The following is a 17,114-nucleotide window of genomic DNA, read 5'->3' as shown; positions in this document are numbered from 1 at the left end:
CTATGTACTTTCTTGTTGAACACTAAGGAGCTTTTTCGATCAGTAGAAACTATCGATTTTCCCGTTTTACGAATCCAGCATCCTCCTTTCCAATGGACAATCTTCAACTACTTTTCGTTCTTTTACAAGAACAATAAATACTTATTAACAAACAACACCCTGAAGTATAGAGACTAACCCCATATTTAGAAAACCTCCAAAAATGATAATATCTCCTTACAAAAGTCAATTTTCTCTTATTTACTTCAATTTTCTTCAAATATCTAAGTATACGCGGATTTGTGTTAATTTTCTGTTAACTCACTTTTACAATACTTTAATCTAAAAATCAGTCATATTTCCCCTCTTTTTTTCCTTGAAAACATGTTATCGACCTTAAATTTTGTTACTTAAGGGTGAAATATATACCCAGTTATCCCCATTTCCCTTCATATAACATTCTTTCGACTCATTTTTTATTAAAAATTCAACCATTACATTAAATTAATATGTTCTTTATAAACGTTTGTTACCTTTTTAATAGAGCATGTTTCATAGAATTAAAAATAACAACCAAGTATGAATACTATGGAGGTAGATTTGATGAATGTTAGTAAAAGCTCTTTAAACAGACGTGATTTCTTAAAAGTGGGCGGAATGAGTACAGTAGCTTTAACATTAGGAACAACTGGATTATTGTCACTAACTAGTACTCCAACAAGTCTTGCTGCAACTGGGAATTCGGTGAATCGTGGTAGTGGATTTGCAGGCTATGGTCCACTTGTGAAAGATCCTAATGGAATTCTTGATCTTCCAAGAGGATTTCAATACCGTATTATTTCAAAAACAGGTGACAAAATGTCTAACGGCGATTTAAGTCCTGCACTACCTGATGGAATGGCTGCATTTAAAGGCGAGAAAAACACCACGATCCTTGTCCGTAATCATGAAAATGGAACTAATTCTCAATATCCTGTTAATGGGAAAAATCCATGGAGTATTGGTGCTGCTGGTGGTACAACAACCCTTGTCGTTGGTCCTGATCGAAACGTCATTAATGAGTATGTATCAAATTCTGGAAACATTCGGAACTGTGCTGGTGGACCATCCACTTGGGGTACTTGGTTAACATGTGAAGAAACTCGTGAAATGGGTCACGGCTTTGTCTTCGAGGTAAATCCATTAGATCCTGAGAATGAAATGTCGAAAACACCTATTCGTGACATGGGTTACTTTTCTCATGAAGCATGTGCTGTTGATCCATCAACAGGAATCTGGTATTTAACGGAAGATAGCAGCCCAAGCTTCCTCTACCGTTTTACACCACATGATCGTAGTCAAACTCTAGGATCTCTTCAACAAGGTGGTATTCTTGAGGCAGCAGCCATTGATGAGTTATCGACTACATCACAAAGCCAGTTAAATAGTGCACAAAAGTTTGGTGTCGTTTGGAAACAAGTAAACCCTGAGCGTGCTCAACAAGACGCAAAAGACCTTGGTTGTATTCAATTTAGTCGCCTAGAAGGTGCTTGGTTTACTGCAGGAACATTCTGGTTCGATGATACAAGTGCAGGTTCAAAAGACCTGGGTCGCGTTTATCGTTACTTTCCAGCTACAAATACACTAGAACTTTTCTATGAATCCACAGATAAGAATGATCTAGAAATGCCAGACAACATCACCATTGCTCCTTGGGGAGACCTTTGGATTGCAGAGGATGGCGGCGGAAATGATCGGATTATTGGACTTACACCTGAAGGAAATATATATCCTTTTGCTGAGAATCAATTCAATGGATCTGAATTTGCTGGACCCGCATTCTCTCCTGACGGAAAAACACTTTTCGTTAATATGCAATCACCTGGAATGACTTTTGCCATTTGGGGTCCATTCGCCCGTCCAAATGCTGCACGTCAACGCGCCATGGGCCATGCTGCTCCGCCAGCAGACTTAGCTCCAGTTGTTTCTAAAAAACTTACAGCGTTTGCCGAAGAACAAGGGATGTCTATTTTAGAAGCAGCTGCATTAGAGCGTCACGGTATGCCAATTCTATAATATCGCTAAAATATCATTCCATAGTAGGGCAAGTTTAATAAGTATATACCTTAGGAGGTGAAACCCATGTTATCAAATATAGGGATCCCAGGTCTCATTCTCATTTTTGTCATTGCATTAATTATTTTTGGTCCTTCTAAATTACCTGAAATTGGACGAGCCTTCGGAAACACCTTAAAGGAATTTAAAAAGGCAACGAACGATCTGGTCAATGGTGATAACGAACCAAAGAAAGCAACAAAGGAAAACACAAATGAATAGTATGTAAGAATTGTTGCTAAACAAAGGCTGTTTTCGCAAAGATTGTTGATTTTCGTTACAAAGTAGTATTGTACACGTTTTAACTATATCTTCGTGCTCTTTTCGTTACATTACTCAAAAATCCCTTTGGTGATAGCTTCAATTTACATTATAGAAATCCAAAAGCCGATTTTTATTCGTACTAGAGCAACAAACTTTTTGAAAAGAGCCTAAACAAAAGAACGATGTATGCCTGATAAGTGAACATAGGCTTACATCGTTCTCTTTTAAAAGGAGTATACATATGGATCAAACTAAAATGAATTTTATGGACCATTTGGGTGAATTACGAAGACGAATAATCATTAGCGGGATTGCCTTCATGCTAACCTTTATTTTGGCTTTTGTTTTCGTAGAGGATATTTATCAATTTTTAGTAAGGGATCTATCAGGTAAATTAGCATTACTTGGTCCCGGGGACATCATTTGGGTATACATGATTATTGCGGGGGTTTTTGCTATTGCTGCAACAATTCCAATTATTGCCTTTCAAATTTGGCAGTTTATTAAACCAGCACTTACCAAGACAGAACAAAAAATCTCTTTAGCCTTTATACCAGTTCTTTTTCTCTTATTTCTTTTAGGTCTAGCGTTTGGTTATCTTATTCTATTTCCAATCGTTCTCTCCTTTTTAACCGGGCTTATAGATGATCAATTTGCTACCTTTTTCACTGCTGAAAAGTATTTTAAATTTATGTTAAGTCTTACATTACCCATTGGTTTTTTATTTGAAATGCCTGCTGTCTTGATGTTCTTGACGAAATTAGGCATTATCAATCCTCATAAACTCGTAAAGATGAGGAAGTTCTCCTACTTTTTCTTAATTGTTATTTCGATTTTAATTACCCCTCCAGATTTTATATCGGACGTACTAGTTATCGTTCCCTTACTATTATTGTACGAACTAAGCATTACTTTAAGCAAAATTGTTTTTCGAAAGAAACAAGCACTAGACTCGACTGTTGCATCTTAGAATATAAAATAGCTACATAAATAAAATCGCAACTAGTTATACATCATACCTTTTAGATTATAATTTTTCGAATGTAAGACATATTAATAAGTGATTAAATGAATATCGAAGGAGCTGGTTCGTTTTGAACATAAACAATAGAGAAGAAATCATTCAAAATTTACAGAATTCCTTCCAACCTCTTATGGATAAATATGAGATTGAGGATATTGGTGTATTTGAGGAAGAGGGTCAAAAAGATCAATATCATATGGGATATACGATACGTAAAGATGGAAAACATTTATGGTACATACCCCTTACATCTAGAATAAAGATGGCCATTTATCACAAGCTGATCAAGAATGGACGATCGAAACCGATGAGCCTGGTCTCGAAGATATGACTGGATTTAAAGGGTTGGATGAAGCCTTACGTACAATTCAGCCTTTCTGATGTATTCCGCCAATTTCCCCACCAATCTGGTTGGTTTAACTTGGTCAATGCAAGCATGGTTAATGAATAGAGGTACCGCCTAGGCGGTACCTTTTTTTAATACTGGATCTCTACTGAACCACCCTCGTCAATTTCCTTAACAATTATTCCGCAAAGATTTTTTAAAATCAGTGTAAAAGTAATAGATATACATAATTCGAATTAACCTCAATACTAATAGCCGTCATTGCAACAAAAAGCGCATAAAAACAAAAACACCAAATCTAATAGATTTGGTGTTCTCTCCGGTAATTCATAAAGATTTACCTTCATGTCTAATTTAATTAATGGTTCGCTACTTTATTAAGACCACCTGGCTTATTATGAACAGAAACTTTTTCAAGTAGCTTATTACTTTCTGTATTAACTCCAATTAAGTTAACTTTTACACCGTTTTGATGATACTTAATGACAATTTTATCGATTGCACCAACAGCCGAATCATCCCATAAGTGGGCATTTGTTAGGTCTAAATCTATTTCATTCACTTCTTCTTTAAAATTAAAGCTACCCATGAAGTCTGTTACAGATGCAAAGAATAATTGCCCTGACACACGGTATATCTTCTTATTAGATCCCTCTGCAGACAGGCTTGAAACCTTTACTTTAGAGATTTTTGCAGCAAAGAATACCGCACTCATGATAATACCAACAAATACACCCTTAGATAAGTCATGTGTCATAATGACTGTTAGAACAGTTACCACCATAACTAATGAATCTGTCAAAGGAACTTTCCGAAAGTTTTTCAATGACGACCAATCGAATGTTCCAATTGAAACCATGACCATTACACCTACAAGGGCAGCCATTGGGATCGTAACGACGAAGTCATTTAGTAACAAAATCAAGATCATTAAAAATACTCCAGCTACAAGAGTTGAAAGTCGGCCCCTACCACCAGATTTAACATTAATAACAGATTGACCGATCATCGCACAACCTGCCATACCGCCAAATAAACCTGAAACGATATTGGCAATTCCCTGACCGCGTGATTCCTTATTTTTATCACTTTCCGTATCAGTCATATCGTCAACAATAGATGCTGTCAATAATGTCTCTACTAAACCAACAATGGCGATCGATAAAGCATATGGAAAGATGATTTGTAATGTTTCAAAATTTAATGGAATATCAGGTAGTAAAAACATTGGTAAAGCCTGTGTTAATTCACCCATATCACCAACAGTACGTACGCCACTTCCTGTCATAATAGCAATAATTGTTATCACAACAATCGCTACCAATGGAGATGGTACAACTTTTGTAAATCGTGGTAAAATATAGATTATAGCGAGTGCCCCAGCTACCATTGCATACATTTGCCATGATTCACCAATAAAATGTGGTAATTGAGCAGTGAAGATAAGGATAGCTAAAGCATTAACGAAACCCGTCATAACCGAGCGTGGCACAAATTTCATTAATTTACCTAATTTCAGCACACCCATGATGATTTGTATCACTCCGGTTAGAATCGTTGCAGCAAGAAGATATTGTAATCCATGCTCAGCAACCAATGTTACCATCACCAAAGCAGTCGCACCTGTCGCAGCAGAAATCATTCCAGGTCGTCCACCGACAAATGCTATTGTCACTGCAATACAAAAAGAAGCATATAATCCAACCATAGGATCTACCCCAGCAATTATTGAAAATGCAATAGCTTCAGGAATTAATGCAAGGGCAACGACTATCCCTGCTAACACATCACCTTTAATATTTCCAAACCATGAATATTTAATTGAGTTTAAATTCAACATGACACCTCTTCCTATTTTATTGTTTTTATAGGCCTATTTTCTAAAAGTATGTTGCTCTAGTACTATGTAAATTCAAGCAATCTTCAGAGGGATATCAAAGAAATTCAGCAGAAAGAGCACGAAGATATACTTACAACTTGTACATTCGTACTTTGTACGGAAAACAATAATCTTTACGAAAATAGCCATTATATATGACTTTCAACTCTCATGAAAGTCGGGTCCGTTATTAACACCATGAATTATATAAGTTTTCGACAATTTTGTGAAGTATTAAGTAAACGTATTCATCTAAATAATGCCATTGATTACTCTATTAATCTTTATCATTCACACAATTTCACAAAATAAAAACAACTTGGTGTTTTTATATGAATTACGAGGGGGATTATTATGTTCAGAAAGATTTTACTTGCAGCGGATGGTTCCTCACACTCTTTAAGAGCTGCAGAAAAAGCAATCGAAATCGCAAAATGCGACCAAGCAAGTAGGATTATCGTTCTCTACATTGTAGACGGAAAGACATCCAAGGAAGACGTATTGCATAACTGGAACTCATTTGATACCGAAAACAAAAGGAAAAAGAAAATGGCTTTTATTGAAAAAAGAGCAGAAAAGGATAACGTACACTACGAAATTAAGATTATACGAGGTGAACCTGGTCCATCAATTGTAACGTATGCTCATGAGAATGACGTTGATCTCATCGTGATAGGAAGTAGAGGATTAAATACGATGCAGGAAATGGTTCTAGGAAGTGTTAGTCACAAAGTAGCAAAGCGGGCGAAATGCCCCGTCCTAATAGTAAAGTAATAAATAATGATAAAGAGGATGAAATCATTGATTGACATCCTCTAGTTATTTAAAGTACTTTATCATTTTATATGAAGGTTTTCACCAAATAGTATTCCTGATTAATTAAGCCAATTGTTGCTCCGCATATTCACGATACAATGGATGTGACTGTGTCAATTCTTGATGTGTTCCGATACCTGTAACTCTGCCTTTCTCGATAAACACAATCTTGTCAGCATCAACGATCGTCGATAACCGATGGGCGATGACAAATGTCGTGCGTCCTTCCATTAAGCGTGTCAAAGCTTTCTGGACAACATTTTCTGATTGGCTGTCTAAGCTAGCTGTTGCTTCATCCATCATAAGAATTTTGGGGTCTCTTAAAAATGCACGTGCAATGGCGATTCGCTGCCTTTGACCTCCCGACAATTTCACACCACGCTCACCAACTTCAGTATTTAATCCTTTTGGGAATGTCTCAATAAATTGGTCAGCATAAGCCATCTTGGCAACTTCCCATAAACGTTCATCAGACAGGTTTTCGGACTCTTTCAATCCATAACATAGATTTTCTCGGATTGTCCCAGCCATCATCGCACTCTCTTGTGAAACATATCCGATTTGATTTCGCCATGATTCAAGTGTTATTTCATTAATAGCTGTATTCCCGACTCGTATTTCACCAGCAGTTGGTTCATAAAACCGTTCAAGTAATCCAAACATCGTTGTTTTACCACCGCCGCTTGGTCCAGCAAAGGCAATCATTTGTCCCGGCTGTGCTTCTAATGAAATATTCTTTAGCACAGGTTCTTCATCACTATATGCAAATGAAACGTCCTTAATATAAATCGGTTCATTTGTTAAATCCTTTTCAATGCCCTCTTGACCCGTTTCTAATGGCACATCTAGTATTTCAATAATTCGTTCTGTTGCTCCTTTTGCTTTTTGTAATTGGGTAAAAAACAACGCAAAAGAAGTAATTGGGTAAATGATTTGGAAAAGGTAGAGTAAAAAGGCAACAAGTGATCCAGTTGACATTGTTCCATTTGCCACACGCATCCCACCATAACCAATTATCATAACAATAACAAACATGATAACCGTGTACATGATTGGACCGATAACAGCGAGTATCCTTGATTCTTTTAATCCGAATTTTAGTAAATTTTCAATTCCGTTAATACCCTTTGTTGCTTCATTTTCTTCTGCTGTTGAGGATTTCATTAAGCGAATTTCACCAAGTGTTTGTTGGATATTCCCAGTAAAAACAGCTGTTTCATCCTGTAAGCCTCGCGAGATTTCCGTCATTTTCTTTCCCAGAGGCATCATGACGACCATCGTTATTGGCACAGAAATAAGCATTAATAGTGTCATCTTCCAATCCATAATAAGCAAGATAACAATCGCTCCAATAATTGAAATGATTCCTGCGATGAATTGCGGAAAATGTTGAGATATTAAATCTTTTACCACGCTCGTATCGTTTACTACTCGGCTAACCGATTCACCGCTTTGCTTTCGATCAAAATAACTTACCGGCAATCGAATCAGTTTTAACCACATTTTCTCCCGTAACTTAGCGACAATTTGTTGACCAACTGCAGCAAGTAAGTATGTAGACACCCCATCAATCACACCCTGTATAATAAATACAGCAACGATAGCTATAATGATTGGGATGCTTAAAGATGAAATCGAAAAACCATCTACCAACTCTCTTGTTAATAAAGGGATAGTTAGACTGACAACCGTTGAAATAATACTAGCAATCAATCCGAAGGTTAGTGCTAATTTTGGAATTTTTGTTGATAAAATAAGTGAGATAAATGGCTTCAAGCCATCTTTTTTATTTTCCACTGCTTCCACTCCAATCATTATGTATAAGAAAATTCTAATGGAAAAAATCATTAAAACTGTAAATTTCAAGAATCGTTCCGTCCACTTAATTTTAAACTACTTTTAGATTATTTGCTTACAAAGTTTGGAACTTATTCTAATTATTTTCTTCCAGTGTACTTATACATTTAGGTAATTAATGGGTATCTGAATATATTGCAACCTTACTAAAAGGCAATGAATTTGCCGTCAAAGTTGACTTCAACACAAATTCATTGCCTGAAAAATAGCGTTTAACTATTCTTGTAGAATTATAATATGTAAATAGTTGCACTTTTTCCCCTTAATCAAATCTTCGTTTTTTATAAATAACCACTGTCAGTAAAATTGATACAATTGCCCATATTAGCAGTACAAACACACTTCCAATGATATCATTAACCTTTTCTCCAGCACTTAATCCAAACCAAATTGCATTCAATTGCTCACTTGGTAACAAATCAATCACTTTAAACAAGGTTTCATTTTCAACCATTGGTTTAATCATAGATCCCATTCCAAAAATGACTAATACAGGCATTCCGATAATACTCGTTTCCATTACGGTTCTAGAAAGTAGTCCAAGAATTGTTCCAATTGCTAGGTAAATGATTAACCCTAATAGTAGACTGATTGAAAATAACAGAAGTGATGGAACTTGGTATTCCGCTAAAAAGATTGAGCAAATAATAACCACAATTGTCATGACAGCCGATAATGCACTTTTTCCAACTATGATCTCAAGAGTACTAGCTGGTGATAATAATAAACCTCTTAAAGTATTTTTCTCTTTTTCTTCTGCAACCATCGCCGCTTGAATAAAAGCACCCGCGATAACAAGGGCAAGATTAATGGGATATGAGCTCAATTCAGGAGTAATCTCCCCCATACGCCCCAACCATGCGGCGAATACTAATGGAATGGCTAACGTGAAGAGGACATATGAATTTCTTTGTAGGTCTTTCCAATCTTTAATAAATATTGCATTAACTCGTTTATACGAAAATGTCATGATAAATTCCTCCCAGTTAGCTGTACGAATATGTCTCCAAGTGTCGGCTCATTTGAATGGATTGTTAAAAGTTGTCCAGACTTAATATATTGCTTAATTTCATTTGCCCCTTGCTCATCCTTTTCAACAATGACTGTACGATTGCCCTTCAATAATAGTGAAATAGATGTATTTACTTGTTGTGCTCTTACATTTTGCGGCGTATCAAGAATCTGGATCTCTCCATTATTTAAAAACGAAACTCGATCACAAAGTACTTCTGCTTCATGCATATCATGAGTTGTTAAAAAGATCGTCGTTCCCTCTTGATTCAACTTTTTCAATCCGTCATGAATATGCTTCGTATTGACAGGATCTAAAGCTGAAGTTGGTTCATCTAAAAAAAGAAGATCTGGTTTATGTAAGATGGCTCGTGCTAGGGTGACTCGTTGCTTCATACCCTTCGAGAGCTTTTGTACCAATTTTCTCTTATCTTCTATTAAGTTTACAGATTCAAGCACATCTTGTATTCTACCTTTCTCTACATCATATAAATCACAATATAATGCGAGATTATCGTAGATACTTAGTCGATCATACAGACCACTATTATCTGTTAAGATTCCGATTTTCTTCATAAAAGAAGGATCTTTTAATTTATCTATTGGCTTCCCAAACACTGTAACTTCTCCTGCAGTTGGATGAAGTTGGGCAGTTAATATTTTTATTGTTGTTGTTTTACCAGATCCACTTGGTCCTAAGAAGCCAATTGTTTCTCCCTTTTTCACCTCAAAATTAACATTTTTCAATGCGGTTTTATTTTGAAATGATTTAACAAGCCCTTTTACTTCTATGACATTTTCCATTTTAATTACTCCTTCAAACGTTTTTGTTTTCTTGATTCTAGTTTAGCTGCATGATTGGCTGAATGCAGTAGTATCAAGGTGAAAAGAGTATTAATATGGATGAATGGCATCAATTTTCAGATGAATGGAGCACATTTCTCATCCAAAAATGCACTTATTCCTTTGAATACATCTTTATATCCCGATGATTTCCTTTAGTTCATTCAATTTCCCTTTCGATAATGGAACAGAGCTTTTCTTTGAATCTTCGAGAATTAAACTATAGCTATTTCTAGACCACGTAATAACTTCACGAATTCTTTGTAAGTTAACAATGTATGATCGATGGCAACGGAAAAACCCAAATGGTTGTAATCGTCTATATAAATCATTCAATGTTATGTAACAAGGAAAGACCTCTCCATTGACATGTAGATGAGATATTCCTTCATTGCTCTCAACGAAAGTAATCTCAGTAGGGTCAAATAAAATAATCTTTTCATTCACTTTTGCCGGAATCTTCTCAAATCGTAACTGATTGTGAATTGGCGCCGCTACTTCCTCTACCTCTTGATCTTGATCTTCATCTTTAACCTGTTCTAGTTCTTCAACAATGAAATCTGCTGTTTCTTCTTTAGCAATTTCCGTTGTTAATTCTTCTCTAGAATCAATAGAATCTTTTGGAATTGAATTCGAATCCTCTTTACTCTCATCCAGTACTTCGATTTTCTTTAAGCCTTCTTCATTAAGACGATAAACCGCGTTTGTCATCGAAATAGCACTTTCAAAATTATTGGTTGTCATTAGAATTGCTTTGCCTTGCTCAGTAAGTTCTTCTAATACCCTTTGCATGATGATTTTACTTTCAATATCAATATTTTGGTCAGGTTCCTCCATTAATAGCAAATCTGGCTGATGTAAAATAGTTCTAGCTAGCTGTACTCGTTTCTTTTCTGAATAAGAAAGCTTGTTCATTTTAGTGCTTACTTTTTCACTCAAACTTACTTTATGAATGAGGAAATCTACCTCAACATCTACTTCATAAAGGTTTTTGAAAAAGTTGAGGTATTCCTTTGGAGTAAGGCGTTCATACAATGCTTCATCCAACATAAAAACACCTACCCTCTTAGATAGCTCTTTAAAATGATCGTTTAAGGATAGGCCATCTAATAAAATTTCGCCACTAGATATCGGATTCTTACCAATAATTATATGGATCAACTGTCTACCAACGTCATTATTGCATTGTAGAGCCACAGCTTCTCCCTTTTGAATTTGTAAATCAATCTTTGGAAATATCACCGTATTTCCTTTGCTTTTTTCAATTTTCTTTATATGTAAAACACTCAAAATATCACATACTTCCCAAAATTATATATTTTTAGAATACTATATTCATTCCGATTTGTTTAGTAGTGGATCATATGATTTCTCTTAGCAGTGGTAGAGAAAAAAGATAGCATTTCGCCTTTATACTTTATCAATTCGATCTTGAAAGTTATTCATGTATATAATGATCATATCCAATTTTTAGATTGTTACGATTCCAAATAAAAATGTCTTAAAAACCTACGATCAGGATTTTAAGACATTTAATGAATTATCTTTTTTTACATACAAACCTCTTCATCATAAAAAGCAACATTATTCAGGCTCAGGAATTAGATTTTTCTCCCATGTCTGTACATCGTCATCTTCATCAAATTCGATAATTACATGGGTTACACCTTTGATTTCTAGTATCTTACCTTTTATACGATCTTTTATATCATCTACTACCGCTACTGTTAGAGTTGGTTCGACTTCTAGTTTCATTTCAATATGATAATCTTCACCTTCTTTTATCGCAAACAGTGTTTGTATATCTTTAATTTCCGGATTAGTATAGATGTACTTGGCTATTAATTCTTCTAACTCATCATCAGCTTCACCTAGTGCTCCTTTTGCATTATCTAGAAAAACTCTTCCCACTACATAAAACATCATAATACCAATTATGATAGAGGCAATTCCTTCCGCTATTCTTAGCCCTGCAAAGTAGGAAAGTAAAATTCCGATAATGGCAATTAATCCACCTAGTGTTGCGACAAAATCTTCCATAAAAACAAGTTTCGTGGCCGGCTTTGCCCGTTTTAAACCGCTGAAACTTTTTGTCACAATAGCAAATCCTTTTGCCTCAATATGAGTCTCATGGAGAACTTCTTTCATCGCCTTATAAAGGACATATGACTCCAAAATGACTGCTACTCCTAATACTGAGAGATTAATAAGAATTCCTGTTGATTCTATAGGATGCACTACATGGTGATAACCCTCCTTGATTGTTTCATAACTCATAATTCCTACAATTATGACTGCACCAAGAAGAACTAAATTGACAAGACGTCCGAAACCGTTTGGAAAGCGATCTGTCGGCATTTTTTTACTAAGAGCACTTCCGATATAAACAAAAAATTGATTCGCAGCATCTCCTAAGGAATGCATGGTTTCAGCAAACATCGCAACATTTCCAGTAATTGAATATGCAATCCCTTTGATAATCGCAATAAATGTATTAACAATAGCAGCAATAAGAGATGGTTTATTCCCTTTCCTCAGTAAACTTTCCTTTTGTGTCATATTTTCCTCCTTGACTACTTCTAGGTAATCCTTACCTTAGATAGTATTCATCCCATCGCTGCTATTTATGATAATCATATGAAAAACTTATCCCACGACTCACATATAAAGACCCGCAAAATGCCCATTTCCAAAAAGAGGAAAAACAAGAGACAAATGAATGGCCCTGCTTCTCTTTTTCACTTGTGTATTGTTTTTTAAGAATAAATAGCATAAATTAACTGCTACATCCCCCACCACAGCTAGAGCAACTAGATCCCCCCGAATCTCCCCCTGAGTGATCAGAGGAACTGCTACATGAAAATCCAGAGCAAGAGGATCCTCCTCCATGACCAGTTTTATTAAATTCACCTGGCATCATTTCACTTATATGTTCTTGATATTGATCTTCTTCGTAAATTGAGTAAAATACTGCTGCCCCGATCGCAAGATTAAAAAGGTGTGGACCCGTAGTTGTATGTTGTAGATCCAGCTTATCTTTTCCCAGTTTAATACGATCTGCCTGATTAATTTCGTTCTTCAGTTTATTGATTAAGTTTCTTTTTACGTCGTTCCAGTCCTCATTGTTTCGAAAGTATTTGATAAGCAGATCCGCTTCTGATAAATGTCTAAAATCATCGAGGATTTCGCGCTGAATAGGATTTCGTAAAAAACCTCCCCATATCGCACTACTGTTAGATGTCAGTTCAAATAGACTTAAATAAACCCAGTCAAAAAACGCTCTTTCTCCTGGAATCGGTGTGCTGTCCATATTTGGTGCATGATGTAATATTTCGTGATAGAATTCCTTTGAAAATTTCTCATATTCTCTTGTAAACATAAGCATCTCATGCCAAATATCATCTACTTGTGCACTGAACATGGGAACTGATTTTAGCAAACTATTCATTACAAAATAACGTTTTAGTTCAAAAAGTGCCCAATCAAACTCATGATTCGCCCACTTTGGATGTTCCAATAACACACGGTTTTTTACATTATCTACATAAAAACCAGTTAAAGCTTTATCTAAAGATTGAACAATAGGCAATCCTTTCTCCATTTGGATACCAAGTTGATCTGGTATTACTTCATTTTTTAGTTTTCCTCTCCGGTTAGTCCCCGGTTTGGCCGTTGCCTTTGCGATAAAAATGATGATGAATATGAAAATGACAAATCCGATAATAAATTCAACCATGCCATTACCCCCATTTCGTTTTACGTTAATTATAGGTGAACAAAGGAAAATATGAGATTTTCAGTATAAATCAGGAATGAGTATCGAGTGTTTTAACCAGCTCAAAAGTAGATATCATATTAATGATACCGGATATTGATTCATTTAGGGTTATAAATTTTGCAAATTATGTTAAAGTAAGTGGATTACGCAATATAGGTAGGTGAAAATGATGCAAAGACTTATGTTTGAATCATCATGGGATAAGGCACTTTCCGCTAATGACCGTGAAAAAATACAGCGTGTTTTTTTACAAACATATGTAACGAACAATAAAAGAATTCAATTCTCACGATTATGGCAAGCTCAGAACCATAGAGGAGAACTATTGGTTACTGTGCTCATACATAATTTCAACGAACATGTCCATGTATTTAAAGACACCAAACTACGGTACGTGGCCAACGAACAAGTGATGGCAGAACATACCTATTCCCTTCCAACATTAATCCTTGAACCAGAGACAAGTATGCCATGGACATTTATTTTTCCTACCGGAAGGTTTAAGCAGGATTTAATAGTCGAAGGCGATTTAGAACTGATCTGTTAAAATAGCACTTTTCTAAACATTCATTCGTGAACATTTCTTTAGTTGCTGAGATATCTTTTCTAATCACTTACCCTATGTACAAACGTTTTTCATTCGATTGCTTAAGACCCATTGAAGTTACGTCTCATGAAAAAGGTAGGGTTTGTCCCACTAGTCAATAGACTTATAAAACAAACCTTATTTGTTCATATGTTATTCATTCGAAGACGGGATTTTTACCAGTACATTATATTCTGCAGCTGATTCCAAATCCTTTATAATACCATCCTCAATATGCTTGCCATTGACATATACTTCTGTATTTTCAATACTTTCTTCTCGCTTAATCTCTATTTGTAGCTCTGCTCCTCTAAACGTACGTTTGACAGCAACCTCTTTCCATTTAGCAGGAAGCTGTGGCTTTATCCGAAGACCTTCTTTATCACCCTGTAGTCCAAATAAACCATCCACTAAACAGCGGTATACCCATGAAACAGTACCTGTATTAAATAGATGACTTGAACGTCCAGCAGTTCGTGGAATTTGTCTATATGCTCCTCGGTAATAATTAGGGATATACACAGGCAATTGGCCACGTTGAAGAACATCATCCAAATCTGGTCCCGGAATCATTTTCCTAAGTAAACGATAGGCATTTTCTGTCTCACCTGCTGTATAAAGTGAATAGATATAAAATATTGCCGCATGATTATACACAGATCCATTTTCTGCTGATCCTGGATACTTCTGTGTTACACGGCCAACATCCTCTCGCATAGCAGTATAAGCTGGCCCAAGCATTTCAACTCCAAATGGGGACTCTAATTGATCAACAACCGCATTAAGTAGTTTATTTTTCTTCGTTTCATCAGCAGCACCACTTAAAAGTGCCCAACCTTGAGAGTTAAGGAAAATCCGCCCTTCCTTATCTTTGCTAATACCAAAGATAACATTGTCATCTGTTATACCTCGTGCATACCATTCTCCATCCCAAAGGTATTTATTAATGACTTCATTTGTTTTATCCGCTTCCAATTGAAATTCGTTACTAACTTGTGATTGTCCATTTTTTTCACATATATCAGCCCAAATGATAAACGCATATGCTGAAGCTGTCGTTAACCACCCCGAAACACCTTTGCCTTTATAACCAACCATATTCATAGGATCACACCAATCCCCTTGGTTAATATAATTCAGGCCTCGTTCGTCTCTATCATTTATTAGCCAATACATCGCACGATTGATATGTTCTGAAACGGATGCCTCTTCCTTTCCATCAGCAAAAGGAACGATTTCATCCAATATCTCATAGTCATTCGTCTCATCTAAATACGTACTTAAGCAAATAGGCAACCAAACACAGTGGTCCGTATGTGGTACTTGATTAATATATTTTAATTCAGCATCCTTATGCAAAATGATTCCATCTGGCATCTCACCACTATCCTTTTGCTGACTTAAAGCCAACAGAAACGCATCCCTAGCAGTCTGTGGCTTAATATAACTCATTCCCATATTGTCTTGAAGATAGTTCCGGGTTTGCGGATCCGTAGACAAACGATTTGTTATACCATGATAGTACATTTGACGTGGTAGCCAATGATTAACAAAATTATCCAAATCAGCATCAGGTGTTTTAATTTGAATACAACCTCTTCCTTCTGCTATATACTCTGCATATTCAGTTTCAGCTAAGCAAAAGCCATCGAAACCGGTTTCGTTCTTAGCCAAAAAGTATTGTTTGCGGAGGATAGCGATGTCTTCGTTCGTTTTAGCTGCTCCAAAGATAAAACGATATTCCTTCTCTTCATCTGGATTCAACTCCATTTTATATTGAAGAACAGCAACCGGCATCTCATATAGAGAGTCCCCTTTTGATAATTCGGCTTGTTTGATCGATGATGGGTACGTAATGCCACCTTCACCTTCAAATGCTTGTTGATTCACTTCCCAAGATAACGGTTCTTGGTCTGCTAATAAAAAGGTTTTATCACTAAAGTTTTTTATCTTATCATAATCTTGGTATTTTTGATAAGGTGTAATAGCCGTACAGACAATCCCTTGTAAATCTTGTTTATATTCACCAGATTGATTCATCCATGACATATAGCCAACCGAAAAGTAAGGATAAATACTTAGTTTTCGGTTCGTATTTGAAAGGTTTTTTACCTTTACTCGCCAAAGCTCCATTGCATCATCTTTGGGTAAACTCAAGCTCATTTCTATAAGAACATCCTTACTTTCGATTTTCCAGATTATCTTATTTTTCCCTACAGAAAAAGTATAGTTATCAGGGAGAACGCGAACAGGTTCATACGGTGCAGAAAAAATTTCACCATTCACTTCATCTTTTATGTAAACAAAGCGGCCAGGATGATGGGCATAATAAGGTTGTTCTGGTTGCATAAACGTTTTTGCTTCCAAATTCGGTGCATACGAATATTTAGCAGGTTCAGGCTGCATAAACTGAGCTACCGCATACCCACGACAGTTCACATTAATCATCATCTTCTCATTCCATAAAAACCCTGAAGCCATTGGCATACTAGTAGGACTAGACAGTTCATAATATTCATTGTCTTTACCAATCTTTAACATTATTCTCCCTCTTTTCTTTTAGCCTAATAATACGTTGGTTTTACTTCAACTCACATATCATATTTGGCTAAATTTGTCTTGGACTAGTCTAGTATA

The 17,114-nt window shown here is 35.9% G+C and carries 15 protein-coding genes; 7 read left to right on the top strand and 8 right to left on the bottom strand.

Annotated elements, in window-relative coordinates; all coding sequences use genetic code 11:
• Window positions 1–582: 582 nt before the first annotated feature.
• The 5 genes from AC6CHR_RS14880 to AC6CHR_RS14860 all read left to right on the top strand — a co-directional run bounded on the left by AC6CHR_RS14880 (window position 583) and on the right by AC6CHR_RS14860 (window position 3,742).
• Window positions 583–2,034: an alkaline phosphatase PhoX gene (locus AC6CHR_RS14880; RefSeq protein WP_498249780.1), complete on the top strand. Its 1,452-nt coding sequence runs from the start codon at window positions 583–585 to the stop codon at window positions 2,032–2,034.
• A gap of 66 nt (window positions 2,035–2,100) precedes the next feature.
• Window positions 2,101–2,295 (top strand): twin-arginine translocase TatA/TatE family subunit, encoded by a 195-nt coding sequence (locus tag AC6CHR_RS14875; protein WP_498249779.1) that lies wholly within the window; start codon window positions 2,101–2,103, stop codon window positions 2,293–2,295.
• Window positions 2,296–2,578: 283 nt separating this feature from the next.
• Complete coding sequence (gene tatC, locus AC6CHR_RS14870) at window positions 2,579–3,307, top strand: twin-arginine translocase subunit TatC (protein WP_498249778.1); 729 nt, start codon at window positions 2,579–2,581, stop codon at window positions 3,305–3,307.
• A gap of 124 nt (window positions 3,308–3,431) precedes the next feature.
• Window positions 3,432–3,692, top strand: coding sequence for a DUF5634 family protein (locus AC6CHR_RS14865; protein WP_498249777.1), 261 nt, complete (start codon window positions 3,432–3,434; stop codon window positions 3,690–3,692).
• Complete coding sequence (locus AC6CHR_RS14860; protein WP_498249883.1) at window positions 3,659–3,742, top strand: hypothetical protein; 84 nt, start codon at window positions 3,659–3,661, stop codon at window positions 3,740–3,742. Before AC6CHR_RS14865 ends, AC6CHR_RS14860 begins: the two co-directional genes overlap by 34 nt.
• A 323-nt stretch (window positions 3,743–4,065) precedes the next feature.
• Here AC6CHR_RS14860 and AC6CHR_RS14855 read toward each other — a convergent pair whose 3' ends face one another.
• Window positions 4,066–5,547, bottom strand: coding sequence for a SulP family inorganic anion transporter (locus tag AC6CHR_RS14855; RefSeq protein ID WP_498249776.1), 1,482 nt, complete (start codon window positions 5,545–5,547; stop codon window positions 4,066–4,068).
• Between the two features lie 393 nt (window positions 5,548–5,940).
• Between AC6CHR_RS14855 and AC6CHR_RS14850 the strand changes: the two genes are divergently transcribed.
• Window positions 5,941–6,360 (top strand): universal stress protein, encoded by a 420-nt coding sequence (locus tag AC6CHR_RS14850; protein WP_498249775.1) that lies wholly within the window; start codon window positions 5,941–5,943, stop codon window positions 6,358–6,360.
• Window positions 6,361–6,465: 105 nt separating this feature from the next.
• On the opposite strand, the gene AC6CHR_RS14845 is transcribed toward AC6CHR_RS14850, so the two are convergent.
• The 6 genes from AC6CHR_RS14845 to AC6CHR_RS14820 all read right to left on the bottom strand — a co-directional run bounded on the left by AC6CHR_RS14845 (window position 6,466) and on the right by AC6CHR_RS14820 (window position 13,849).
• Window positions 6,466–8,199: an ABC transporter ATP-binding protein gene (locus AC6CHR_RS14845; RefSeq protein ID WP_498249774.1), complete on the bottom strand. Its 1,734-nt coding sequence runs from the start codon at window positions 8,197–8,199 to the stop codon at window positions 6,466–6,468.
• A gap of 322 nt (window positions 8,200–8,521) precedes the next feature.
• Entirely contained in the window at window positions 8,522–9,229 is a 708-nt protein-coding gene (locus AC6CHR_RS14840; RefSeq protein WP_498249773.1) for an ABC transporter permease, read from the bottom strand.
• Entirely contained in the window at window positions 9,226–10,074 is an 849-nt protein-coding gene (locus AC6CHR_RS14835) for an ABC transporter ATP-binding protein (RefSeq protein ID WP_498249772.1), read from the bottom strand. Before AC6CHR_RS14835 ends, AC6CHR_RS14840 begins: the two co-directional genes overlap by 4 nt.
• Window positions 10,075–10,248: 174 nt before the next feature.
• Window positions 10,249–11,355, bottom strand: a complete 1,107-nt coding sequence (locus tag AC6CHR_RS14830; RefSeq protein WP_498249771.1) for a LytTR family transcriptional regulator DNA-binding domain-containing protein — start codon at window positions 11,353–11,355, stop codon at window positions 10,249–10,251.
• A 342-nt stretch (window positions 11,356–11,697) separates the two neighbouring features.
• Window positions 11,698–12,672 (bottom strand): cation diffusion facilitator family transporter, encoded by a 975-nt coding sequence (locus tag AC6CHR_RS14825; RefSeq protein WP_498249770.1) that lies wholly within the window; start codon window positions 12,670–12,672, stop codon window positions 11,698–11,700.
• Window positions 12,673–12,889: 217 nt separating this feature from the next.
• On the bottom strand, window positions 12,890–13,849 hold the full coding sequence (locus AC6CHR_RS14820; protein WP_498249769.1) for a UCP032817 domain-containing protein: 960 nt from the start codon (window positions 13,847–13,849) through the stop codon (window positions 12,890–12,892).
• Between the two features lie 211 nt (window positions 13,850–14,060).
• Between AC6CHR_RS14820 and AC6CHR_RS14815 the strand changes: the two genes are divergently transcribed.
• Window positions 14,061–14,438: an SLAP domain-containing protein gene (locus AC6CHR_RS14815; protein ID WP_498249768.1), complete on the top strand. Its 378-nt coding sequence runs from the start codon at window positions 14,061–14,063 to the stop codon at window positions 14,436–14,438.
• 192 nt (window positions 14,439–14,630) lie between these two features.
• On the opposite strand, the gene AC6CHR_RS14810 is transcribed toward AC6CHR_RS14815, so the two are convergent.
• Window positions 14,631–17,018: a GH36-type glycosyl hydrolase domain-containing protein gene (locus tag AC6CHR_RS14810; protein ID WP_498249767.1), complete on the bottom strand. Its 2,388-nt coding sequence runs from the start codon at window positions 17,016–17,018 to the stop codon at window positions 14,631–14,633.
• Window positions 17,019–17,114: the final 96 nt, after the last annotated feature.

This window comes from Metabacillus sp. GQ13, assembly GCF_059758525.1.
The sequence above is the reverse complement of the archived record's forward strand: the minus strand, read 5'-3'. Positions and strand labels throughout refer to the sequence as shown.